Annotated in this window: 17 protein-coding genes; 12 read left to right on the top strand and 5 right to left on the bottom strand. The window is 74.0% G+C overall.

Features of this window, described 5'->3' with window-relative positions; translation table 11 throughout:
• The first annotated feature begins 14 nt into the window (after positions 1-14).
• The 8 genes from ribBA to tolA are packed head-to-tail and all read left to right on the top strand — an operon-like array spanning position 15 to position 5,679.
• Complete coding sequence (ribBA, locus tag G5B56_RS10990) at positions 15-1,112, top strand: bifunctional 3,4-dihydroxy-2-butanone-4-phosphate synthase/GTP cyclohydrolase II (protein ID WP_009856583.1); 1,098 nt, start codon at positions 15-17, stop codon at positions 1,110-1,112.
• Positions 1,113-1,120: 8 nt separating this feature from the next.
• Positions 1,121-1,585, top strand: coding sequence for a 6,7-dimethyl-8-ribityllumazine synthase (gene ribH / locus G5B56_RS10985; RefSeq protein WP_009856582.1), 465 nt, complete (start codon positions 1,121-1,123; stop codon positions 1,583-1,585).
• Entirely contained in the window at positions 1,582-2,061 is a 480-nt protein-coding gene (nusB, locus tag G5B56_RS10980) for a transcription antitermination factor NusB (protein ID WP_009856581.1), read from the top strand. The genes ribH and nusB overlap by 4 nt, the downstream gene beginning before the upstream one ends.
• On the top strand, positions 2,061-3,242 hold the full coding sequence (locus G5B56_RS10975) for a pyridoxal phosphate-dependent aminotransferase (protein WP_164963218.1): 1,182 nt from the start codon (positions 2,061-2,063) through the stop codon (positions 3,240-3,242). The genes nusB and G5B56_RS10975 overlap by 1 nt, the downstream gene beginning before the upstream one ends.
• Positions 3,243-3,302: 60 nt before the next feature.
• Positions 3,303-3,707: a tol-pal system-associated acyl-CoA thioesterase gene (gene ybgC / locus G5B56_RS10970; protein WP_164963217.1), complete on the top strand. Its 405-nt coding sequence runs from the start codon at positions 3,303-3,305 to the stop codon at positions 3,705-3,707.
• Positions 3,704-4,387, top strand: a complete 684-nt coding sequence (gene tolQ / locus G5B56_RS10965; protein WP_164963216.1) for a protein TolQ — start codon at positions 3,704-3,706, stop codon at positions 4,385-4,387. Before ybgC ends, tolQ begins: the two co-directional genes overlap by 4 nt.
• Position 4,388: 1 nt before the next feature.
• Positions 4,389-4,829: an ExbD/TolR family protein gene (locus tag G5B56_RS10960; RefSeq protein WP_164963215.1), complete on the top strand. Its 441-nt coding sequence runs from the start codon at positions 4,389-4,391 to the stop codon at positions 4,827-4,829.
• A gap of 4 nt (positions 4,830-4,833) precedes the next feature.
• Positions 4,834-5,679, top strand: a complete 846-nt coding sequence (gene tolA / locus G5B56_RS10955; protein WP_164963214.1) for a cell envelope integrity protein TolA — start codon at positions 4,834-4,836, stop codon at positions 5,677-5,679.
• Here tolA and pcp read toward each other — a convergent pair whose 3' ends face one another.
• Complete coding sequence (gene pcp, locus G5B56_RS10950) at positions 5,680-6,333, bottom strand: pyroglutamyl-peptidase I (RefSeq protein WP_164963213.1); 654 nt, start codon at positions 6,331-6,333, stop codon at positions 5,680-5,682.
• Between the two features lie 43 nt (positions 6,334-6,376).
• Here pcp and G5B56_RS10945 point away from each other — a divergent pair, with 43 nt between their 5' ends.
• Both G5B56_RS10945 and G5B56_RS10940 read left to right on the top strand, forming a co-directional pair.
• Positions 6,377-8,011, top strand: coding sequence for a phosphoethanolamine transferase (locus G5B56_RS10945; protein ID WP_164963212.1), 1,635 nt, complete (start codon positions 6,377-6,379; stop codon positions 8,009-8,011).
• Positions 8,008-8,685, top strand: a complete 678-nt coding sequence (locus tag G5B56_RS10940) for a phosphatase PAP2 family protein (RefSeq protein ID WP_240920710.1) — start codon at positions 8,008-8,010, stop codon at positions 8,683-8,685. The genes G5B56_RS10945 and G5B56_RS10940 overlap by 4 nt, the downstream gene beginning before the upstream one ends.
• Here the strand turns inward: G5B56_RS10940 and G5B56_RS10935 are convergent.
• The gene (locus G5B56_RS10935; protein ID WP_164963211.1) at positions 8,670-12,272 is read right to left on the bottom strand and encodes a hydantoinase B/oxoprolinase family protein; all 3,603 of its coding nucleotides are present in this window, start codon (positions 12,270-12,272) and stop codon (positions 8,670-8,672) included. The genes G5B56_RS10940 and G5B56_RS10935 overlap by 16 nt on opposite strands.
• Positions 12,273-12,498: 226 nt before the next feature.
• Here G5B56_RS10935 and G5B56_RS10930 point away from each other — a divergent pair, with 226 nt between their 5' ends.
• Positions 12,499-15,012, top strand: coding sequence for a GspE/PulE family protein (locus tag G5B56_RS10930; RefSeq protein WP_206023512.1), 2,514 nt, complete (start codon positions 12,499-12,501; stop codon positions 15,010-15,012).
• A 125-nt stretch (positions 15,013-15,137) separates the two neighbouring features.
• Positions 15,138-16,178 carry a substrate-binding domain-containing protein gene (locus G5B56_RS10925; RefSeq protein WP_164963210.1) on the top strand — a complete coding sequence of 347 codons (1,041 nt, stop codon included), beginning with the start codon at positions 15,138-15,140 and terminating at the stop codon, positions 16,176-16,178.
• Here G5B56_RS10925 and G5B56_RS10920 read toward each other — a convergent pair.
• From G5B56_RS10920 to G5B56_RS10910, 3 genes are all read right to left on the bottom strand, one after another.
• Entirely contained in the window at positions 16,175-18,340 is a 2,166-nt protein-coding gene (locus G5B56_RS10920; RefSeq protein WP_240920700.1) for a TonB-dependent receptor, read from the bottom strand. The two genes, G5B56_RS10925 and G5B56_RS10920, sit on opposite strands and share 4 nt — an antisense overlap.
• A 68-nt stretch (positions 18,341-18,408) precedes the next feature.
• The gene (locus tag G5B56_RS10915; protein WP_009856426.1) at positions 18,409-19,410 is read right to left on the bottom strand and encodes a sodium:calcium antiporter; all 1,002 of its coding nucleotides are present in this window, start codon (positions 19,408-19,410) and stop codon (positions 18,409-18,411) included.
• Positions 19,407-22,127, bottom strand: a complete 2,721-nt coding sequence (locus G5B56_RS10910) for an HAD-IC family P-type ATPase (protein WP_240920698.1) — start codon at positions 22,125-22,127, stop codon at positions 19,407-19,409. Before G5B56_RS10910 ends, G5B56_RS10915 begins: the two co-directional genes overlap by 4 nt.
• Positions 22,128-22,315 lie beyond the last annotated feature (188 nt).

Here is a 22,315-nt window from a genome sequence, read left to right as displayed (position 1 = left end):
CCTACAATTCCACGATGCCGATTTCCCCCGTCCCCGAGCTGGTTGCCGAACTGGCAGCCGGCCGCATGGTCATCCTCGTCGACGAGGAAGACCGCGAGAACGAGGGTGACCTCGTGCTCGCCGCCGAGCACGTCACCCCCGAGGCGATCAACTTCATGGCCCGCTACGGCCGTGGCCTGATCTGCCTGACGCTGACGCGCGAGCGCTGCGAACGCCTGCAGCTGCAGCCGATGGCCGCACGCAACGGCACGCGCATGGGCACCGCCTTCACGGTGTCGATCGAGGCCGCCACCGGCGTCACGACCGGCATCTCGGCGGCCGACCGCGCACGCACCGTGCAGGCCGCCGTCGCGCGCGACGCCAAGGCCAGCGACCTCGTGCAGCCCGGCCACATCTTCCCGCTGATGGCGCAGGACGGCGGCGTGCTGATGCGCGCCGGCCATACCGAAGCCGGCTGCGACCTCGCCGGCATGGCCGGGCTGACGCCGGCCGCGGTGATCTGCGAGATCATGAAGGACGACGGCACGATGGCGCGCCTGCCGGACCTGGAGGTCTTCGCGCGCGAGCACGGCCTGAAGATCGGCACCATCGCCGACCTGATCCACTACCGCAGCCGCAACGAGACACTGATCCAGCGTGTCGGCCAGCGCCGCGTGACGACGCCGCACGGCGAGTTCGACTGCATCGCCTACCGCGACAAGGGCGGCGGCCTGCATCTGGCGCTGACCCACGGCCAGTGGACACCGGCCGACGAGGTCACGGTGCGCGTGCACGAGCCCTTCACCGTCTTCGACGTGCTCGATGCCTGCGGCGGCGGCCACTCCTGGCCGCTGCCGGCGGCGCTGGCCGCGCTGCAGGCCGCCGAACGCGGCTGCGCCGTGCTGCTGAACTGCACCCACGACGTCGAGACGCTGCTGCCGCAGCTGCTGCCGCCCGAGCAGCGCGAGGCCGCGCCGCGCACCCCGGCCGACCTGCGCACCTACGGCGTCGGCGCGCAGATCCTGCGCGAGCTGGGCGTGCGCCGCATGCGCCTGCTCGGCAACCCGCGCCGCATGCCGAGCATGCCGGGCTACGGCCTGGAGATCACCGGCTTCGTCGCCGCGCACGCCTGAGGACCGCCATGCAGAACGCCGAACAGGGCCAGGCCGCCGATCTCGACGGCCGCGGCCTGCGCATCGCCATCGTGCGGGCACGTTTCAACGACTCGATCACCGCCGCGCTGGCCGACGCCTGCCGCGCCGAGCTGGCGCGCCTGGACGTCGACGCGGCCGACGTGCGCGAGGTCACCGTGCCCGGCGCGCTCGAGGTGCCGGTGGCGCTGGCGGCGCTGGCCGCCTCGGGCGGCTACGACGCGCTGGTCGCGCTGGGCTGCATCATCCGCGGCGAGACCTACCACTTCGAACTGGTGGCCAACGAAAGCGGCGCCGGCGTCACCCGCGTCGCGCTGGACCACCGCCTCCCCATTGCCAACGCCATCCTGACCGTCGAGAACGAAGCCCAGGCCTGGGCCCGTGCCGAGGACAAGGGCCGCGACGCCGCGCGCGTCGCCGTCGAGATGGCGAACCTGCTGGAAGACCTGTCGTGAGCACCGAACCCACTGCCGCGCGCAAACGCGCCGCGCCCAAGTCCGCCCGTCGCCGTTCGCGCGAGATCGCGCTGCAAGGCCTGTACGAGTGGCTGATCAGCGGCGCCGACGCCGGCACCATCGACGCCCACATGCGCGAGCAGGACGGCTTCGACAAGTGCGACCGCGCCCACTTCGACGCCCTGCTGCACGGCTGCATCGCCGAAGCCTCGGCGCTGGACGCGGTGCTCGCGCGCCACGTCGACCGCCGCACCAACCAGCTGTCGCCGGTCGAGCACGCGGTGCTGATGATCGGCGCCTACGAGCTGACGCACTGCCTGGAAGTGCCGTACCGCGTGGCGATCAACGAGGCCGTCGAGCTCGCCAAGAGCTTCGGCGGCACCGACGGCCACAAGTACGTCAACGGCGTGCTCGACAAGGCCGCCGGCGACCTGCGCCCGGCCGAGGTCGCGCAGCGCCGCGCCCAGGGGGCTTGATGCGCGTCGCCAGCCGGGTCGGGCGCATCGACCCGTTCTACGTCATGGAATGCGCCAAGGCGGCCGACCGCATCGCCGCCAGCCCCGCCTGCGACCCCGCACGCGGCGGCGAGCCGATGATCTACCTGAACATCGGCGAACCCGACTTCACCGCGCCGCCGGGCGTGCAGCGCGCCGCCGAGGCCTGCCTGGGGGCCGGCCGCACGCAGTACACGCCGGCGCTGGGCCTGCCCGCGCTGCGCGAGCGCATCGCCGGCTGGTACCGCACGCGCTGGGGTGTGGACATCGACCCGGCGCGCATCGCCGTCACCGCCGGCGCGTCGGCGGCGCTGCAGCTCGTCTGCCTGGCCTTGTTCGAGGCCGGCGACGAGGTGCTGATGCCGGACCCGAGCTACCCCTGCAACCGCCACTTCGTCGCCGCCGCCGGCGGCACGGCGCGGCTGCTGCCGGCCGCGCCCGAGGCGCGTTTCCAGCTCGACGCCGCCTCGGTCGCGGCGAACTGGACGCCGGCCACGCGCGGCGTGCTGCTGGCCTCGCCGAGCAACCCGACCGGCACCTCGATCGCGCCGGCCGAGATGGCGGCCATCGCCGAGACCGTGCGCGCGCGCGGCGGCGTGACCATCGTCGACGAGATCTACCTCGGCCTGGGCTACGACGAGGCCTTCGGCCACACGGCGCTGGCGCTGGGCGAGGACGTCGTCTCGATCAACAGCTTCTCCAAGTACTTCAGCATGACCGGCTGGCGCCTGGGCTGGGTGGTGCTGCCGACGGCGCTGGTCGGCGCCGTCGAGAAGCTGGCGCAGAACCTCTTCATCTGCGCCTCGACGGTGGCCCAGCACGCCGCGCTGGCGTGTTTCGAGCCCGAGGCGATCGCCGAGTACGAACGCCGGCGCGAGGAGTTCCGCCGCCGCCGCGACTACATCGTGCCGGCGCTGCAGGGCCTGGGGCTGGACGTGCCGGTCGTGCCCGACGGCGCGTTCTACGCCTGGGCCGACTGCTCGCGCCATTCGCCCAGCAGCTGGGACTTCTGCATGCAGATGATGGAACGCGCCCACGTCGCGATGACGCCGGGACGCGACTTCGGCCCGGCCGCGGCCGAGCGTTTCGTGCGCCTGTCCTTCGCCAACTCGATGGCCCAGCTGGAGGCCGCGATCTCGCGCCTGGCGCGCGAACTCCGATGAGCCCGCGGCAGCCCTGCCGGCCCGGGGGCCGTTGCTGCGCTGCCGCATAATCGCCCGCCGATGTCCGAGCCCGCCGTCTTCCGCCACCGCGTCCGCGTCTACTGGGAAGACACCGACGCCGGCGGCGTCGTCTACTACGCGAACTACCTGAAGTTCTTCGAGCGCGCGCGCACCGAATGGCTGCGCTCGCTGGGCATCGGGCAGGAAGCCGGCCGCGTCGCCACCGGCACCGTCTTCGTCGTCGCCGACGCCAGCGTCTCGTACCGCCGCCCGGCGCGGCTGGACGACGAGCTCGTCGTCACCGCCACCGTGCGCGAGCTGTGCCGCGCCTCCCTCGTCTTCGCCCAGCAGGCCTGGCGCGGCGAGGAGCTGCTCGCCGAAGCCGAGGTGCGCGTCGGCTGCGTCGACGCCGCCACCTTCCGCCCCGTGCGCATCCCGCTCCCGATCTTCGACGCCCTCCGATGAACCAGGATCTCTCGATCATCTCCCTCGTGCTGCAGGCGAGCGCCGTCGTGCAGCTCGTGATGGCCGGCCTCGTGCTGGTCTCGCTGGCCAGCTGGACCGTCATCTTCGGCAAGCTCTTCGGGCTGAAGACCGTGCGTGCGCGCAACGAGGCCTTCGAACGCGAGTTCTGGTCCGGCCGCAGCCTGACCGAGCTGAACCAGGCGGCGACGAACAAGAGCGACGCGGCGCCGATCGAGCGCATCTTCGCCAGCGGCATGCGCGAGTTCCTGAAGCTGCGCGAGAAGCGCCTGGACCCGGGGGCCCAGCTCGACGGCGCACGCCGCGCGATGCGCGCCAGCTTCCAGCGCGAGCTCGACGCGATCGAGAGCCACCTGAGCTTCCTGGCCTCGGTCGGCTCGGTCTCGCCGTATGTCGGCCTGTTCGGCACCGTCTGGGGGATCATGCACGCCTTCGTCGGCCTGTCCAACCTGCAGCAGGTGACGCTGGCCACCGTCGCGCCGGGCATCGCCGAGGCGCTGGTGGCCACCGCGATCGGCCTGTTCGCGGCGATCCCGGCGGTCGTCGCCTACAACCGCTTCGCGCGCGACATCGACCGCATCGCGACGCAGTTCGAGACCTTCATCGAGGAGTTCTCGAACATCCTGCAGCGCAACGCGACCGGCCCCGCAGGGAGCGTCTGAGATGCCGGCCGTGGCTTCCCGCGGCGGCCGCGGCCGCCGGCGCTCGATGAACGAGATCAACATGGTCCCGTTCATCGACGTGATGCTGGTGCTGCTGATCATCTTCATGGTCACCGCGCCGCTGATCACCACCGGCCTGGTCGATCTGCCGTCGGTCGGCAAGTCGCAGCAGCGCCCGAGCGCGGTGGTCGAGATCGTCGTCGGCAGCGACGAGACGCTGAAGCTGCGCCTGATCGACGGCAGCAAGGCCGGCGAGCCCGACGCCGTCAAGCTGCCGCAGCTCGTCGAGCGTGTGCGCGAGGCGCAGGGCGGCAAGGCCGAGGTGCCGGTCGTCATCAGCGCCGACCGCAACGTCAAGTACGAGAGCGTCGTGCGCGTGATGGACACGCTGCAGCGCGCCGGCGTGCAGCGCGTCGGCCTCTCGGTCAAGCAGGGAGCCTGAGCCCGTGGCGCACGACGCGCTGCAGCCCCGCCCGCCCGACAGCCTCGTGCCCGGCGCCGGGCTGGCGCTGCTCGTGCACGGGCTGCTGATCGTCGGCCTGACGGTTGCCGTCGACTGGCATTCGGCCGAGCCCGAGACGATCAGCGCCGAGCTCTGGGCCGCCGTGCCGGAGGTCGCCGCGCCGCCGCCGGCACCCGAGCCGCCGCCCCCGGCGCCCGAACCCAGGCCCGCCCCCGAGCCGAAGCCGGCGCCGCCGCAGGCCGCGCCCGAGCGCGACGCCGAGATCGCCACCGAACGCGCCGAACGCCGAAAGAAGGAAGAGGAGCGCGAGAAGCGCGAACTCGCCGAGAAACAGGCGGCGGAGAAGAAGGCGCGCGAGAAGGCCGAGGCCGAGAAGAAGGCCAAGGCCGAGGCCGACGAGAAGAAGAAGGCCGAGCAGCAGAAGCTCGCCGCCCAGAAGGCCGAGGCCCAGCGCCTGGCCAAGCTGCGCGAAGACCAGCTGAAGCGCCTGCAGAACTCGCTCGGCGGCACCGGCACCGGCGCGGCCACGTCCACCGGCACCGCCGCCCGCGACGCCGGCCCGTCGGCGTCCTACGGCGGCAAGCTGCGCCGGCTGATCAAGGACAACACCGTCTTCACCGAGTCGGTCAGCGGGAACCCGCAGGCCGAGGTCGAGGTGCGCGCCGGCCCGACCGGCACGATCATCGCCCGCCGGCTGATCAAGTCCAGCGGCCTGCCGTCCTGGGACGAGGCCGTGCTGCGCGCGATCGACCGCATCGGCACGCTGCCGCGCGACGTCGACGGCCGCGTGCCGCCGGTGATCGTCGTCACCGCGCGCCCCAACGACTGATCAGCACTCGGCGCCGCCGGCCGCACGCAGGTCCTGCGCCGTGGCCTGCGCGGCGGCCAGCGCCACGCGCACGCCGTCGATCTGCGTCGCCAGCGGCAGGCTGGGCCCGGGCCGGCGCGCCGCCTGCGCCGGCAGCAGCGGCAGGTGCATGAAGCCGCCGCGCACGCCCGGCCGCGCCGCCAGCCGGTGCATCAGGCCGTAGAAGACGTGGTTGCAGACGTAGGTGCCGGCGGTCTGCGACACCGAGGCCGGCAGCCCGGCGGCGTGCAGCGCCGCGACCATGGCCTTCACCGGCAGCGTCGAGAAGTAGGCCGCCGGGCCGCCCGCCACCACCGGCTGGTCGACCGGGCAGGCGCCGAGGTTGTCGGGGATGCGCGCATCGTCGACGTTGATCGCCACGCGCTCGACGCTGAAGTCGGCGCGCCCGGCGGCCTGGCCCAGGCACAGCACGAGCACCGGCGTGTGCCGCGCCAGCGCCTCGTCCAGCGCCTGCAGCGCCGCGCCGAAGGCGCAGGGCAGGCGCTGCGCGACGACACGCGCGCCGCCGATCAGCTCGCCGTCCAGTGCCGCGCCGACCTCCCACGACGGGTTGATCTCTTCGCCGCCGAAAGGCTCGAAACCGGTCAGCAGCAGGGTCGCAAGGCGCTCGTTCATCGGATTAATGTCACTTTAAGTCGCGCTGAAGACAGTGCCGGCCGTGGACACCGCCGACACCGACCCGCCACGCTGGACGATAAACGCCCGCGTCGAGACCCTGCTGCTGGGCGCCAGCGTCTTCTGGGCGCTGGCCGTGAACCAGCGCTTCTTCGCCGGCGCGCTGGCCGGCCACCCCGGCAGCAGCCTGGGCTTCACGCTCGCGCTGGGCCTGGCGCTGGTGGCGCTGCACTTCCTGCTGCTGGCGCCGTTCGCGACCCGCGTCACCGTCAAGCCGCTGCTGGCGCTGATGTTCGTCGCCACCGCCTTCGCCGCGCACTACATGCAGCGCCTGGGCATCTACCTCGACCCGTCGATGCTGCGCAACGTGCTGCGCACCGACGTGCGCGAGGCCAGCGAGCTGTTCACGCCGTCGCTGCTGCCCGACCTGCTGCTGCTGGCCGGGCTGCCGCTGCTGGTGCTGTGGCGCGTGCGTCTCGTGCGCCGCGGCGGCTGGACCTCGGCGCTGGGCATTCGTGTCGCCAGCATCGGCATCGCCGCGGCGCTGCTGGTCGGCACGGTGGTCGCGCAGTACCAGCCGCTGGCCTCGCTGATGCGCAACCAGAAGGAGCTGCGCTACCTGGTGACGCCGGCCAACTACCTGTGGTCGATGGCCAGCGTCTTCGGCCGCGAGGCGCGCGCCAGCGGGCCGAAGACGCCGATCGGCACCGACGCCCGGCCGGGCGAGAGCTGGCACCACAGCGCCCGGCCGCGGGTCGTCGTGCTCGTCGTCGGCGAGACCGCGCGTGCCGCCAACTGGGGCCTGGACGGCTACACGCGCCAGACCACGCCGCAGCTCGCGACGCTGCCGGTCGTCGCCTTCCGCGACGTGACCAGCTGCGGCACCAACACCGAGGTCTCGGTGCCCTGCATGTTCTCGGCGCTGGGCCGGCGGCGCTACGACGAGGACACGATCCGCGGCAGCGAGTCGCTGCTGAACCTGCTGGCACGCGCCGGCGTGCGCGTGCGCTGGCGTGACAACCAGGCCGGCTGCAAGGGCGTCTGCGACGGCGTGCCGTCGGAGACCGCGGCCGCGCTCGGGCCGGCGTCGCTGTGCCCCGACGGCCACTGCCTGGACGAGGCCCTGCTCACCGGCCTGGACGGCTGGCTGGCACAGGCGACGGGCCGGCAGGTGCTGGTGCTGCACCAGCTGGGCAACCACGGCCCGGCCTACTTCCGCCGCTATCCGCCCGAGTTCGAGCGGTTCAAGCCCGCCTGCCGCGACGAGGACCTGCGCAACTGCTCGCGCGAGCAGATCGTCAACGCCTACGACAACGCCCTGCTCTACACCGACCACCTTCTGGCGACGCTGGTGCGCACGCTGCAGGCGCATGCCGACCGCGTCGACGCGACGATGGTCTACGTCTCCGACCACGGCGAGTCGCTGGGCGAGAACAACCTGTTCCTGCACGGCCTGCCCTACCCGATCGCGCCGCAGGAGCAGAAGAAGGTGCCGATGGTCGTCTGGTCGACCGCCGGCGGCTCGCTGGACACCGCCTGCCTGGGCCGCCGCGCCGCGCTGCCGGCCAGCCACGACAACCTGTTCCACCTGATGCTGGGCCTGCTGGACGTGCAGACCTCGCTGTACGAGCCGGCGATGGACCCCAGCCACGGCTGCCGCCGAGACGTGACGCCGTGAAGGCCGCGCCGCTGCTGCACCGCGACCTCGGTGTCGTGCTGGCCGCGCTGCTGCCGGTGCTGGCCTGGGACTTCGGCGGGCTGGACCTGCCGCTGCAGCGCCTGCTCGGCGGGCCCGAGGGCTTCGCCTGGCGTTCGCACTGGCTGACGAGCACCGTGCTGCACCAGGGCGGGCGCGCGCTGGCCTGGGTCGTCGTCGCGCTGCTGGCGGTCAACGTCGTGCGGCCGCTGCTCGGCTGTGCGCTGACCCGCGCCGAGCGCCTGCGCTGGCTGCTCGTCACGCTGGCGGTGTTCGCCGTCGTGCCGCTGCTCAAGGACAGCAGCGCGACGAGCTGCCCCTGGTCGCTGGCCGAGTTCGGCGGCCAGGCGGCCTACGTGTCGCACTGGCGCTGGGGCGTCGCCGACGGCGGCCCGGGGCGCTGCTTCCCGTCGGGCCACGCGACCGCGGCGACGGCCTTCTTCACCGGCTGGTTCGCGCTGCGCCGCCAGCACCCGCGCGGCGCGCGGCTGTGGCTGGGCGCGACGCTGGCGCTGACGGCCCTGCTCGGCGGCGCCCAGGTGCTGCGCGGCGCGCACTACGTCAGCCACGTGCTCTGGGCGGCCTGGGTGTGCTGGCTGGCCGCCACCGTCACCGCGCCGCGGGCGCTGCCGCAGCCGGCCTACGCCGCGCCGTAACCGCCGCCGCCCGGCGTCTCGACGACGAAGACGTCACCCGGCGCCATCGGCACCGAGCCGATGTGTCCCAGCGCCTCGACACGCCCGTCGGCGCGCTCGACGCGGTTCACGCCCAGCGCGCCGGGCCGGCCGCCGGCCAGCCCGAACGCCGGCACCTCGCGGCCGTTGCTGAGGATGGACGCGGTCATCGGCTCCAGGAAACGCACCCGGCGCACGCCGCCGTCGCCGCCGCGCCAGCGGCCGGCGCCGCCCGAGCCGGCGCGGACCGCGTAGCTCTCCAGCAGCACCGGGAAACGGTGCTCCAGCACCTCGGGGTCGGTCAGGCGCGAGTTCGTCATGTGCGTCTGCACCACCGCCGTGCCGTCGAAACCCGGGCCGGCACCCGAACCGCCGGAGATCGTCTCGTAATACTGGTGGCGCTCGTTGCCGAAGGTGAAGTTGCTCATCGTGCACGGCCCCGAGGCCATCACGCCGAGCGCGCCGTAGAGCGCGTTGGTGACGCACATCGAGGTCTCGACGTTGCCCGCCACCACCGCCGCCGGCGGCCGCGGGTTGAGCATCGAGCCCTCGGGCACGAGGATCTTCAGCGGCTTCAGGCAGCCGGCGTTGAGCGGGATGTCGGCGTCGACCAGCGTGCGGAAGACGTAGAGCACGGCGGCCATCGTCACCGCCTTCGGGGCGTTGAAGTTGTTCGCCAGCTGCGCGCTGGTGCCGCTGAAGTCGATCGTCGCCTCGCGCGCCGCGGCGTCGACGGTGACCTGCACGCGGATCACGGCGCCGTTGTCCAGCGGCAGCTCGAAGGCACCGTCCTTCAACGCGCCGATGACGCGGCGCACCGACTCCTCGGCGTTGTCCTGCACGTGGCCCATGTAGGCGGCCACCGTCTCGCGGCCGTACTGGGCGACCATCGCGCGCAGCTCGTGCACGCCTTTCTCGTTGGCGGCGATCTGCGCGCGCAGGTCGGCGAGGTTCTGCTCGGGGTTGCGCGCCGGGTGCGCGCCCGAGCTCAGCAGCGCCCGCATCTCGGCTTCGCGCAGCCGGCCGCCTTCGACCAGCAGCACGTTGTCGAGCAGCACGCCTTCCTCGGCGATCGAGGTCGAGAACGGCGGCATCGAGCCTGGCGTGATGCCGCCGATGTCGGCGTGGTGGCCGCGGCTGGCGACGAAGAACGCCGGCTTCGCATCGTCGTCGGCCAGGTAGACCGGCGTGACGACGGTGACGTCGGGCAGGTGCGTGCCGCCGTGGTACGGGTCGTTGAGCACGTAGACGTCGCCCGGCTTCATCGCCGGGTTGCGCACGATGACGCTGGCGATGCTCTCGCTCATCGAGCCCAGGTGCACCGGCATGTGCGGCGCGTTGGCGATCAGCCGGCCCTCGGCGTCGAACAGCGCGCAGGAGAAGTCCAGCCGCTCCTTGATGTTCACCGAGTAGGCGGTGTTCTGCAGCCGCGAGCCCATCTGCTCGGCGATGCTCATGAAGAGGTTGTTGAAGACCTCCAGCAGCACCGGGTCGGCGTCGGTGCCGACGGCGTGCGCGGCGGCGCGTGGTGCGATGCGCTCCAGCTCCAGCGACGCGTCGGGGCGCACCCGCGCGCGCCAGCCGGGTTCGACGACCGTCGTCGCGTTGCGCTCGGCGACGATCGCCGGGCCGTCGACCGTCGCGCCGGGCGCCAGCGTCTCGCGCTGGTGCAGCGCAGCGTCGTGCCAGCCGCCGTGATACAGGCGCACGCGCGCCGCGGGTTTGGGCGTGAACGGTGCCGGCTCGGCAGAGACATCGGCCGTGCCGAAGGCTTCGCCGGCGGCGACGGCCTCGACGCCGACCGCTTCGACGACCAGCGCGCGCCCCGGCATCGTGAACGCGAAGCGGCGGCGGTAGGCGGCTTCGAAAGCCGTGGCCAGCGCCTCGGCGTCAACGTTCCAGGCCAGCTCCAGCGCGGTGTCGGTGCCGGCGTAACGCAGGTGCAGGCGCTCGCGGCAGTCGATGGTCTCGGGCGCGACGCCTTGCGACGCCAGTTCGCCGGCGGCGGTGGCCGCCAGTTCGTCCAGCCGGGCGCGCGCCGCGGCCAGGCCGGCGGCGTCCAGCGGCGCTTCGAGCGAGGCCTCGCGCATCACGATGCGGTCGGCCAGGCCCATGCCGTAGGCCGACAGCACGCCGGCCAGCGGGTGCACGAAGACGCGGCCCATGCCGAGTGCGTCGGCCACCGCGCAGGCGTGCTGGCCGCCGGCACCGCCGAAACACTGCAGCGTGTAGCCGGTGACGTCGTAACCGCGCGCCACCGAGATGCGCTTGATCGCGTTGGCCATGTTCTGCACCGCGATGGCGAGGAACCCTTCGGCCAGCGCCTCGGGCGTCGTCGGCCGGCCGGTCGCGGCCTGGACCTCGGCGGCCAGCGCGGCGAAACGCGCGGCGACGCCGTCGGCATCCAGCGGCTCGTCGGCGCCGGGGCCGAAGACCTTGGGGAACCAGGCCGGCTGCACACGGCCGAGCAGCACGTTGGCGTCGGTCGTCGCCAGCGGCCCGCCGCGGCGGTAACAGGCCGGGCCCGGGTGCGCGCCGGCGCTCTCGGGGCCGACGCGCAGCCGCGCGCCGTCGAAGGCCAGGATCGAGCCGCCGCCGGCGGCCACCGTGTGGATGCTCATCATCGGCGCGCGCATGCGCACGCCGGCGACCTGGGTCTCGAAGGCGCGCTCGAACTCGCCGGCCCAGTGGCTGACGTCGGTGCTGGTGCCGCCCATGTCGAAGCCGATCAGCTTGCGGTGGCCGGCGGCTGCCGCGGTGCGCACCATGCCGACGATGCCGCCGGCCGGGCCGGAGAGGATCGCGTCCTTGCCCTGGAAGCGCGTGGCCTCGGTCAGCCCGCCCGAGCTCTGCATGAACAGCAGCCGCACGCCGGGCATCTGCGCGCCGACGCGGTCGACGTAGCGGCGCAGGATCGGCGACAGGTAGGCGTCGACGACGGTCGTGTCGCCGCGCGGCACGAACTTCATCAGCGGGCTGGTCAGGTGCGAGGCGCTGACCTGGCTGAAGCCGGCGGCCTGCGCCAGCCGCGCCGCGGCCGCCTCGTGCGCCGTGTGGCGCCAGCCGTGCAGGAAGACGATGGCGCAGGACTTGAACCCGGCTTCGCGGGCCTCGGCCAGCGCAGCCGTCAGCGCCGCCTCGTCCAGCGGCTGCAGCACCGTGCCGTCGTCCTGCACGCGTTCGTCGGCTTCGACGACGCGCGTGTAGAGCCGCTCGGGCAGCACGATGTGGCGGTCGAAGAGCCGCGGCCGCGCCTGCCAGGCAATGCGCAAGGCGTCGCGGAAGCCGCGTGTCGTCACCAGCAGCGTCGGCTCGCCCTGGCGCTCGAGCAGCGCGTTGGTGGCCACCGTCGTGCCCATCTTCACGCAGTCGACGAGCTCCGGCGTGATCGCCTGCCCCGGCGCCAGGCCGAGCAGGCGGCGGATGCCCTCGACGGCGGCGTCCTCGTAGTGCTCCGGGTTCACGGACAGCAGCTTCAGCGTGTGCAGCGCACCCGCCGGGTCGCGGCCGACGACGTCGGTGAAGGTGCCGCCACGGTCGATCCAGAACTGCCAGAGCCTCTTCGTCACGCCTTGCTCCTCGACGCCGCCGATCGCGGCCCGGCCGAGTCTAGAAGCGCCGGCGCCGGCGCGCCTCGGGGGCCGACCCTGCGGCCGGTGCGGCACATGCCGCATCTGGGCCGCTTTCCCTGACCAGTTCGAGGTTTCGGCGCCGGCCCGCGCGCCTAGCATCGACGCACGGCGCAATGGACCGGGCAGGCGCCCGGCCGCCCGGAGAACCCACCGAGCCTCCGCCATGACCGACCTGTCCCTTCCCCCGCACTCCTATCCCGGCGACTCCATCGGCGGCGAGCCCACGCCCGGCGCGCGCCACGAGGCTTTCGCCTGGCCGACGCCGCCGCTGCCCGGCTACCCGCCGCCGGCGCGCGCGACGCAGCCCGAGGCCTGCGAGGTCGAGGGCCACAACGGCAAGGTGATGGTCGGCCGGCTGATGTACTTCCATCCTGCCGACGGCCTGCTGAAGCTGCGTGTGGCCGCCTCGCGCATGACGGTGACGCTGCGTTTCGACCAGTTCCGCCGGCTGCGCCTGCTGCATCCGCTGGCGCCGGTGCCGGCCGATGCCAATGCCGACACCGTGGCCGACGGCAGCGACGCGCGCCCGGCCGAGCCGTTCGCGCTGCTGTTCAAGGACGGCACGACGGTCGAGGGCCTGACGATGGGCCACGAGGAGACCGAGCACGGCCTGTTCGTCTTCGAGCCGCTGGACCTGGCCGGCTCGGTGCGGCGCAGCTTCTTCCCGAGCGCCAGCTACCGCCGCGCCTCGCTGGGCGGCAGCGCCTGGGCCGAGACCGACGCCGTCGCGCTCGACGAGGCCCCGCCGCCCGCGACGCCGGCCGCGCCCCCGGCGGTCTGCCAGACGCTGGGCGTGCGCCCGGTGGCGACGATCGAGGACCTCACCCAGGCCATCGACGACCAGGCACGCATGCCGATGGTGCGCATCGGCGAGGCGCTGATCGCGCTGGGCTTCATCACCCCGCGCGAGCTCGACGGCGCGCTGGAGCAGCAGAAGAACGAACGCGGCGTCGCGCTGGGCCAGCTGCTGGTGCGCCAGGGCGTCGTCTCGCAGGAGAACCTGCAGACCGCGCTGGCGCGCAAGATGCGCTACCCGGTGGTCGACGCGGGGAGCTTCCCGATCGAGGCCCGCGCGCTGCAGCGCCTGCCCTACGCGATCGCCTCGCGGCTGACGGCGCTGCCGCTGATCCTGCACGGCGGCCGCCTCGTCGTCGCGCTGGAAGACCCGTCGCAACGCCTGACGATCGACGAGATCGAGTTCGCCTCGCAATGCAAGGTGGTGCCGGTGCTGGCCCGCGCCGGCACGCTGGCCGCGGCGCTGCACGCCGCCTACGACAAGATCGGCGCCGTCGACCTGTCGCTGCGCCGCCTGGGCGACGGCGGCGCGGCGACCGAGTTCGAGCCCGAGGACGCCGGCAAGCTGCTGGCGTCGCTGGAGCAGACGCCCGAGGTCAAGGGTGCCGAGGACGACGGCCCGAGCATCGAGCAGAGCGACAACTCGCTGGTGCGGCTGATCAACACGATGATCCTCGAGGCCCAGGCCCAGGGGGTCAGCGACATCCACGTCGAGACCCAGCCCGGGCGCGAGAAGGTGCGCATCCGCTTCCGCAAGGACGGCCAGCTGCGCCCCTACCTGGAGCTGCCGCCCACCTACCGCAACGCGCTGCTGGCGCGGCTGAAGATCATGTGCGACCTCGACATCAGCGAGCGCCGCAAGCCGCAGGACGGCAAGATCAACTTCGGCCGCTTCGTGCCCGGCCAGCGCCTGGAGCTGCGCGTGGCGACGATCCCCACGCACAGCGGCCTCGAGGACGCGGTGCTGCGCCTGCTGGCCAGCGCCAAGCCGCTGCCGCTGGACAAGCTGGGGCTCAGCGCGAACAACTTAGAGCGCTTCAAGGCCGTCGTCGCACGCCCCTACGGCATGGTGCTGTGCGTCGGCCCGACCGGCTCGGGCAAGACGACGACGCTGCACTCGGCGCTGGGCTACATCAACACCCCCGACCGCAAGATCTGGACGGCCGAGGACCCGATCGAGATCACCCAGGCCGGGCTGCGCCAGGTGCAGGTCAACCCGCGCATCGACTGGACCTTCGCCAAGGCGCTGCGCGCCTTCCTGCGTGCCGACCCGGACGTCATCATGGTCGGGGAGATCCGCGACCAGGAGACCTCGCAGGTCGCGATCGAGGCCTCGCTGACCGGCCACCTGGTGCTGTCCACGCTGCACACCAACAGCGCCCCGGAGACCGTGACCCGGCTGCTGGACATGGGCATGGACCCGTTCAACTTCGCCGATGCGCTGCTCGCCGTGCTGGCCCAGCGCCTGGTGCGCCGGCTGTGCCCCGACTGCCGCCAGCCCTACGACGCCGGCGAGGCCGAGCTCGCCGAGCTGCTGGCCGACTACCGCCACGCGATGGGCGACGCCGAGAACGTGCCGGGCGAGGCCGAGGTGCTGGCCGACTGGCGCCGCCGCCTGGCCACGCCCGACGGCCGCTACAAGCTCTACCGCCCGGCCGGCTGCCCCAAGTGCGACGGCAGCGGCTTCCGCGGCCGCGCCGCGATCCACGAGCTGATGACCGTCTCGCGCCGCATGCGCCAGCTGATCCAGACCGGCGCACGCGCCGAGGAGCTGCAGCGCTGCGGCCTGTCCGAGGGCATGCGCACGCTGCGTCAGGACGGCATCGAGAAGGTGCTGGCCGGCGTGACGACGCTCGAGGAAGTGCGCGCGGTCTCCAACTGAGCGCGGCGAGACGGGTTCGCCGCCACGCGGCTTCGCTGCGTTGACCCGGCACCCTCAAGCAAGCTAGGGAGCGCCCATCCCCCGACGGGACGAGGCGCCCGACGCGGGTTAAGGTGGGCTGAACCATGCGAGCCCAGGGCGTCCACCTCCACCACGCGCTGCAGAGTGGCCGCCAGCACGGCGGCGAGCTCGGCCACCCGCTGTTCGAACTGCTGGCGGCGGTGCAGGCCTCGGGTTCGATCCAGCGTGCCGCGGCCGCGCTGGGCGGGTCCTACCGCCAGGTCTGGGCTTCGCTGAAGCGCTGGGAGTCCGGGCTGGGCCGGCCGCTCGTCGTCTGGACCCAGGGCCACCCGGCGCGGCTGACGCCGCACGCGCAGGCGCTGCTGGCCGAGGAGCGGCTGCTGCGCGCCCGCCATGCGCCGCAGATCGCGGCGCTGCGCGCCGAGCTCGAGCGCCTGTTCGAGTTCGCCGCCGGCGACGAGACGCTGCGGCTGGAGCTGCCCGCGGTGCCCGATCCGGCGCTGGCCCTGCTGCGCGAGGCGGCGGCCGAGCGCCACGGCCTGAACCTCGTGCTGCAGCCCTGCGCCGGCGCCGACGCCGTGCACGCGCTCGCCCAGGGCCGCACGGCGCTGGCGGCCTTCGCGCTGCCCGAAGGCCCGGGCGACGAGCCGGTGCCGGCCGCGGCGCAGGCCCTGCTCGCGTCCGGCCGCTTCACGACGCTGCTGGCGCTGCGGCGCACGCTGGGGCTGATGGCCGCGCCGCAGGCGCTGCCCGGCGGCGTCGCCGCGGTCGTCGCGGCGGGCCTGCGGCGGGCCGGCCGGCCGCCGGGCTCGTCGGCCGAGCTCGGCTGGCTGCGGCTGTGCCGGGCCGCGGGCCTCGTGCCGCCGGCACCGGCCCGCGTGGAGCCCACGCACGAGGCGGCCGCCACCGCCGTCGCCCAGGGCCTGTCCGACACCGCGTTCGGCTGCGAGACGGCGGCCGCGGCACAGGGGCTGGCCTTCCGGGCGCTGGCGCACGACCGGCTGCTGCTCGTCGCCGCCGCCGCGCCGGCCGACGCGGCGCGCGAGACGCTGGACACGGTGCTGGCCGACGCCCGCTGGCGCCAGGCGCTGTCGGCGCTGCCGGGCGTCGAGCCGCTGCCCACCACCGAGGCCGCGGACTCCTAGATCGCGCCGCACCAGCGCAGCGCCAGCAGCGCACTGCGCGGCGCGCCGGTCTCGAAGAAGCGGCCGTTGGCGTCGTTGACGATCAGGCTGCCGGCGTGGTCGCGGTCGAAGACGTTGTCCACGCGGACCAGCAGCTCCAGCCGCTGGCCGTCGGCCACCGCCAGCGTGTGGCTCCAGCGCAGCGCCGCCAGCGCGTAGCCGGCGGCGAAATCGCTGTTGCGGTCGTTGGCCGCGGTGCGGCCGGCGGCACGCCATTCGACGCCCCACTCGCCGAGTGCCGCGCTGCGCCAGGACGCCTCGGCGAAGGCGCTGGCGCGCCGGGTGCCGGCGATGCGCTGGCCCGCCGGCACCGTGGTGTCCGGCGCCGGGCACGGGATGCCCGAGCAGCTGCGGAAGTCGTCGCGGTAGCGGGCGTCCAGCAGCGTCAGCGCCCCGCGCGTGCGCCAGGCCGGCGCCGGGCGCCAGCCGGCAGCCAGCTCGGCGCCGCGGCGCAGCGTGCGGCCGACGTTCTGGTACGAGGCGCGGCCGCCAGCGTTGCTGGCGATGCCGATCTCGTCGTCGACCCGGGTCTCGAACAGCGCGACATCCAGATCCAGCGTGTCGCCGGCGCGCCACTTGGCGCCGAGCTCGAGCTGGCGGCTCTTCTGCGGCTGCAGCGCCGCGTTGAAGCCGCTGGTGCCGTCGGGCCGGTAGGCCAGCTCGCCCAGCGTCGGCGCCTCGAAGCCGCGCGCCGCCGACACGTGCAGGTTCAGCCCCGGCGCCGCCTGCCAGCGCAGGCCCAGCACCGGGTTGGCATAGCCGAAGGACAGGTTGCCCGAGTCGTCGCCGTTGCTCAGGTAGCGGTCGTCGGCAGAGAGTGTGACGCGGCCGGCGCGCAGGCCGGCGCTGGCCGCCCAGCGCGGCGCGAAACGCCATTCGGCCTGGGTGAAGAGGTCGCGCGTGCGGGCGCGGTCGATCTCGTTGCGCCGCAGGTCGCCGATCACGCCGTAGACCGGGTTGCCGGCGCCGTCGAGCAGGTAGTTCTCGTGGCCGCGGCGGTCGTCGCGCTGGTCCTCGATCGCGGCGCCGGCCAGCAGGTCGACGGCCTCCCAGGCCCAGCGCCACTGCGCCTGGGCGCCGCGGTAGTCGCGGTCGACATCGGCGACACCACCGCCGTGGCGCGGGTTGTCCTGCGTCGTCCTGGAGATCGCCAGCCACTGCGTGACGCTGCGCCGGCCGGCGTAGGCGCTGGCCTCGAACTCGCGCAGCGTGCCGTCGGCGAAGCGGTGGCGCCAGTTCACGCCCAGCTGGTCCTGCGTCGAGCGCTTGCGGGTGTCGTAGGTCAGCGCTTCGGGGGCGGTCTGGCGCGGGTCGGCGTCGAAGTCCGCCCGCTTCAGCCCCAGCGGGTCGTCGGCCGGCTGTTCGTAGTGGCCGGCGCTGGCGATCACGGTGTCGGTTGCACCGCGCCAGCCGACACGCAGGCTGGCCAGCCGGCGTTCGGCTTCGCCGTGCGGGCGGTAACCCTGCCAGTCCATCGCCGAGCCTGCGGCGCGGATCTCCCAGCCGCCGGCCAGCGGCGTCTGCACTGCGGCGCGCCACTGGCGCAAGCCATCGCTGCCCAGGTCCAGCCCGGCCTCGGCCTCGGCGCGGCGCACCGGCGCGCTGAACACCGAGATCACGCCGCCCGAGCTGTTGCCGTAGAGCGCCGAGAACGGCCCGCGCAGCACCTCGATGCGTTCGGCGCCGGCCAGGTCGATGTGCGAGACCTGGCCCTGGCCGTCGGGGCCGCTGGCCGGGATGCCGTCGGCCAGCAGGCGCAGGCCGCGCACGCCGAAACCGGCCCGCGCGCCGAAGCCGCGCGAGCTGATCTGCAGGTCCTGGGCATAGTTGCCGCGGTTGGCGACCACCAGCCCGGGCACCCGCGCCATCACCTCGCTGAGGTTGATCATCGGCCCGGCCCGGCGCAGGTCTTCGGTGCCGACGACGCCGATCGCGTACGGCGCGTCGAAAGCCAGGCGCTCGGCGACCGAGCCGGTGACGACGATGGTCTCGGTCTGCGCCGCCAGCGGCCCGCAGCCCAGGCCGGCCAGCGCCGCCAGCAGCGGGGCCGCCAGCAGACGCGGCCGGCGGCGGCCGGCGCGGGGACGGGACGGACGGTACGGGCGGCGGCTGGCGAGGGCCATGGGCACGGCGGGGCGGGAGGCGGCGTTGGCGGTGATCGTGTATCGCACCCCGGAATACCCGCTGCGGATCAGGCCGCGGCGCGGTAGATCAGCACCGCATTCACCGCGTAGACCACCAGCAGCCCGAGGCTGACCCCGCTGAACAGGCCCAGCACCCGCTGCCGCGGCCGCAGCACCAGGCCGACGATGACCAGGCCGGTCATCGCCAGCGCCGCCGCGGCGGTGCCCGCATGCGCCGGCGCCGCGTCGGCCAGCAGCGGGCCGCGCGTGTAGGCCAGGTCGTCGACGGCCAGGATCAGCACGTTGAACAGGTTGCTGCCCAGCAGGTTGCCGACCGCCATGTCCAGCGCGCCCAGGCGCAGCGCCGACACCGTGACCGCCATCTCCGGCAGCGTGGTCACCAGCGCCATGAACACCGTGCCGACGAAACCGTGCGACAGGCCGAGCGCGCCGGACAGCCCGTCGGCCACCTCGGGCAGCCAGGTGCCCGCCGCCAGCACCACCGCCGCGGCGGCGCCAAAGCGCCGCCATTCGTGCCGCACGGCCGCCGCCGGCGGGCGCGGCGCGGGCGCCGGCCCGGTGGGCCGCGTGTGTTCGTGCACGAACACGCTGCGCAGCGCGAGCAGGTACAGCGCCAGCAGCACCGGGCTGTACAGGCCCACGCCCAGCAGCTGCGGCGCCGCGGCGCCGCCGACCAGGCTCATCGCCGCGAAGCCGAGCATCAGCACGCCGAAACCTGCCGACAGCAGGTGCGTGCCGCCGGCGCGCCGGTACAGCGGCTCGCCGCGCTGCAGCAGGTCGACCACGGCCAGGAACACGAGATTGACGACGCAGGCGCCGAGCGCGTTGCCGACCGCGAGGTCCGGCTCGCCGACCAGCGCCACCGCGCTGACGCCCGAGGCCAGCTCGGGCAGCGAGGTCACGGTGGCCAGCAGCGCCAGGCCCACCCAGCCGCGGCCCCAGCCGTAGGCCTCGGCCAGCGTGTCGGCGCTGCGGCTGAGCACGAAGCCGGCGCCGGCGATCGCCGCGGCGCAGAGCACGAACTGGATCGACAGCCAGGCCAGGCTCATCGCCGCCCCCCGCGCACGAGCAGCTTGCGCGCCTCCTCGGCCCACAGCACCAGGCTGGCCAGCGCCACCAGCGGCAGCAGCGAGGCCGGCGGCAGCGGCACGGTGTGGAACAGCGCGTTCATCGCCGGCAGGTAGAGCACCGCGGCCTGCAGCGCCACGCTCAGCGACAGGCCGCCGACCAGCCAGCGGTTGCGCAGCAGCCGCGGGCCCAGCGCCGAGGCCGTGGCCGACTGGCAGTTCAGCACGTTGAACCACTGGCACATCGCCAGCACGGTGAAGGTCTCGGTGCGCACCAGGTCCTCGGGCACGCCCTGGGACAGCCGCCAGGCGAACCAGCCGAAGGTCACCGCGGCGATCATCGGCGTCATCAGCGCCACGCGGCGCAGCAGCGCGGCGCCCAGCAGCCGGTCGTCGCGCGGCACCGGGCGGCGGCGCATCTCGTCGCCGTCGGGCGGGTCCATCACCAGGTTCACCGTCACCGTGCCTTCGGTGACGATGTTGATCCAGAGGATCTGCACCGCCGCCAGCGGCAGCGGGAAGCCGCCCAGCAGCGCCAGCAGCAGCACCAGGACCTCGGCCATCGAGGTCGCCAGCAGGTACAGGATGACCTTCTTCAGGTTGCCGTAGACCACCCGCCCCTGCTGCACCGCGCCGACGATGGTGGCGAAGTTGTCGTCGGTGACGACGATCTTGGCCGCGCTCTTGGCGACCTCGGTGCCGGTGATGCCCATGGCCACGCCGACGTCGGCACGCGCCAGCGCCGGCGCGTCGTTGACGCCGTCGCCGGTCATCGCGACGACCTCGCCGCGCGCCTGCAGCGCCTCGACGATGCGCAGCTTCTGCGCCGGCTGCACGCGTGCGAAGACGGCGATCGACGGCAGCGCCTCGCGCAGCTCGGCCTCGCCCATGCGCTCGAGTTCGGGGCCGTCGACGGCACGGCTGGCGCCGCCGCCGTCGCCGTCGTCGGCGATGCCCAGCGCGCGCGCGATCGCCAGCCCGGTGAGCTTGTGGTCGCCGGTCACCATCACCGGGCGGATGCCGGCGCGGCGGCATTCGGCCACCGCCTGCCGGACTTCCTCGCGCGGCGGGTCGATCTGGCCGGCCAGGCCGAGCAGGCGCACGCGCCCGGCCAGCGCGTCGAAGCCGGCCGCGGCGTCGAGCGTGTCGTCGTCGACGCTGCCGAAGGCCAGCACACGCAGCGCGCGCGTGGCCATGGCCTCGGCCTGGGCGCGCGCGGCCGCCAGCGTCGCCGCGTCCTCGCCGTGGGCCAGGCGCAGCAGGGCCTCGGGCGCGCCCTTGAGCAGCACGCGGCGCGGCGCGCCACCCAGGCGGTGGCGGGTGGCCATCAGTTTGGTGTCGGAGTCGAACGGCAGCTCGGCCTCGCGCGGCGCGTCGCGGCGCAGCGTGGCGGGGTCGGCACCCGCCTTGGCGGCCAGCACCAGCAGCGCGCCTTCGGTCGGGTCGCCGAGCACCGTCCAGGCGGCGTCGCCGGCCGGCGGCTGCAGCTCGGCGTCGTTGCACAGCACCGCCGCGGCGAGCAGCCCGGCCAGCGCCGGGTCCCGGGCGTCGACGGGCCGGCCCTGCTCCAGCAGCCGGCCTTCGGGTGCGTAGCCGATGCCGCCGACGGCGATCTCGCGCGGCGTGCCGTCGCCGGGCAGCCAGAGCTCGACCACGGTCATCTCGTTGCGGGTCAGCGTGCCGGTCTTGTCGCTGCAGATCACCGTCGTCGAGCCCAGCGTCTCGACCGCCGACAGCCGCCGGATGATGGCGCCGCGCTCGGCCATGCGCTGCATGCCCACCGCCAGCGCGATCGTCATCGCCACCGGCAGGCCCTCGGGCACCATCGAGACCATCTGGCTGATCGCCACCATCAGCACCTCGGGCAGCGGCAGCGCGCGCCACAGCCCGAGCAGCACGACGAGCACGAACAGCCCGAGCGCCGCGGCCACCAGCGCCCGGCCGAACTGCTCCAGGCGCAGCTCCAGCGGCGTCTTGGGCTCCTCGGCACGTTCGGTCAGGCCGGCGATGCGGCCGACCTCGGTGTGCACGCCGGTGGCCACGACGACGGCGCGGGCACGGCCGCCGGTGACGTGGGTGCCCGAATAGACCATGTCGTGCCGGTCGGCGAGGCCGGTGACCTCGGGCAGCGGGGTCACCGACTTGGACACCGGGACCGACTCGCCGGTCAGCGCCGCCTCGGCGACCTGCAGCTGCACCTGCTCGACGAGGCGGGCGTCGGCGGCCACGGCGTCGCCGGCGGCCAGCAGCATCAGGTCGCCCGGCACCAGCTCGCGCGCCTCGACGACCCGCTCGGCACCGTCGCGCAGCACGCGCACGTGCAGCCCCGACAGCCGGCGCAGCGCCGCCATCGAGCGCTCGGCGCGGCCCTCCTGGAAGCTGCCGATCAGCGCGTTGACGACGACGACGGCCAGGATGACACCGGCGTCACCGTGGTGGCCCAGCGCCACGGCCAGCACCGCGGCAGCGAACAGGATGTAGATCAGCGGGCTCTTGAACTGGCGCAGCAGGCCCAGCCAGGCCGGCCGCGGCGGCGCTTCGGGCAAGGCGTTCGGGCCGTGCTCGGCCAGCCGGCGCGCCGCGGCGGCGCCGTCCAGGCCGCGCTGCGGGTCGGTGCCGCAGCGGCGCAGGGCTTCGTCGGCGTCCAGCGCGTGCCAGTCGGTGACGGCGCAGGTGCGCTCGGGGGTCGAGGGCGGCACGTCGGGGCCTTTCGTCTCGATGCCGGGTGTGTTCGATTCTGCGCAGGGTCCTGGCCCGACGGCAGCGGGGGTTTTGCAACCGCTGCGCGACGTCAAGCGAGACGCCGGCCGCGAGCCGGCGGGGGAACTTCCCACCCCTGCGCGGCTCCGTGGCAAGGGATGGCCAGGCCACGGGGGCGTGGCGGCCG

This window comes from Rubrivivax sp. JA1026, assembly GCF_011065555.1.
Taxonomy (GTDB): Bacteria; Pseudomonadota; Gammaproteobacteria; order Burkholderiales; family Burkholderiaceae_C; genus Rubrivivax; species Rubrivivax benzoatilyticus.
This window is presented reverse-complemented; position numbering and strand designations above follow the sequence as displayed.

Coding starts and splice junctions, on each gene's coding strand:
- ribBA (WP_009856583.1), top strand. CDS start 15: ATGCCGATTTCCCCCGTCCCCGAGCTGGTTGCCGAACTGGCAGCCGGC.
- ribH (WP_009856582.1), top strand. CDS start 1,121: ATGCAGAACGCCGAACAGGGCCAGGCCGCCGATCTCGACGGCCGCGGC.
- G5B56_RS10975 (WP_164963218.1), top strand. CDS start 2,061: ATGCGCGTCGCCAGCCGGGTCGGGCGCATCGACCCGTTCTACGTCATG.
- ybgC (WP_164963217.1), top strand. CDS start 3,303: ATGTCCGAGCCCGCCGTCTTCCGCCACCGCGTCCGCGTCTACTGGGAA.
- tolQ (WP_164963216.1), top strand. CDS start 3,704: ATGAACCAGGATCTCTCGATCATCTCCCTCGTGCTGCAGGCGAGCGCC.
- G5B56_RS10960 (WP_164963215.1), top strand. CDS start 4,389: ATGCCGGCCGTGGCTTCCCGCGGCGGCCGCGGCCGCCGGCGCTCGATG.
- pcp (WP_164963213.1), bottom strand. CDS start 6,333: ATGAACGAGCGCCTTGCGACCCTGCTGCTGACCGGTTTCGAGCCTTTC.
- G5B56_RS10930 (WP_206023512.1), top strand. CDS start 12,499: ATGACCGACCTGTCCCTTCCCCCGCACTCCTATCCCGGCGACTCCATC.
- G5B56_RS10925 (WP_164963210.1), top strand. CDS start 15,138: ATGCGAGCCCAGGGCGTCCACCTCCACCACGCGCTGCAGAGTGGCCGC.
- G5B56_RS10920 (WP_240920700.1), bottom strand. CDS start 18,340: ATGGCCCTCGCCAGCCGCCGCCCGTACCGTCCGTCCCGTCCCCGCGCC.
- G5B56_RS10915 (WP_009856426.1), bottom strand. CDS start 19,410: ATGAGCCTGGCCTGGCTGTCGATCCAGTTCGTGCTCTGCGCCGCGGCG.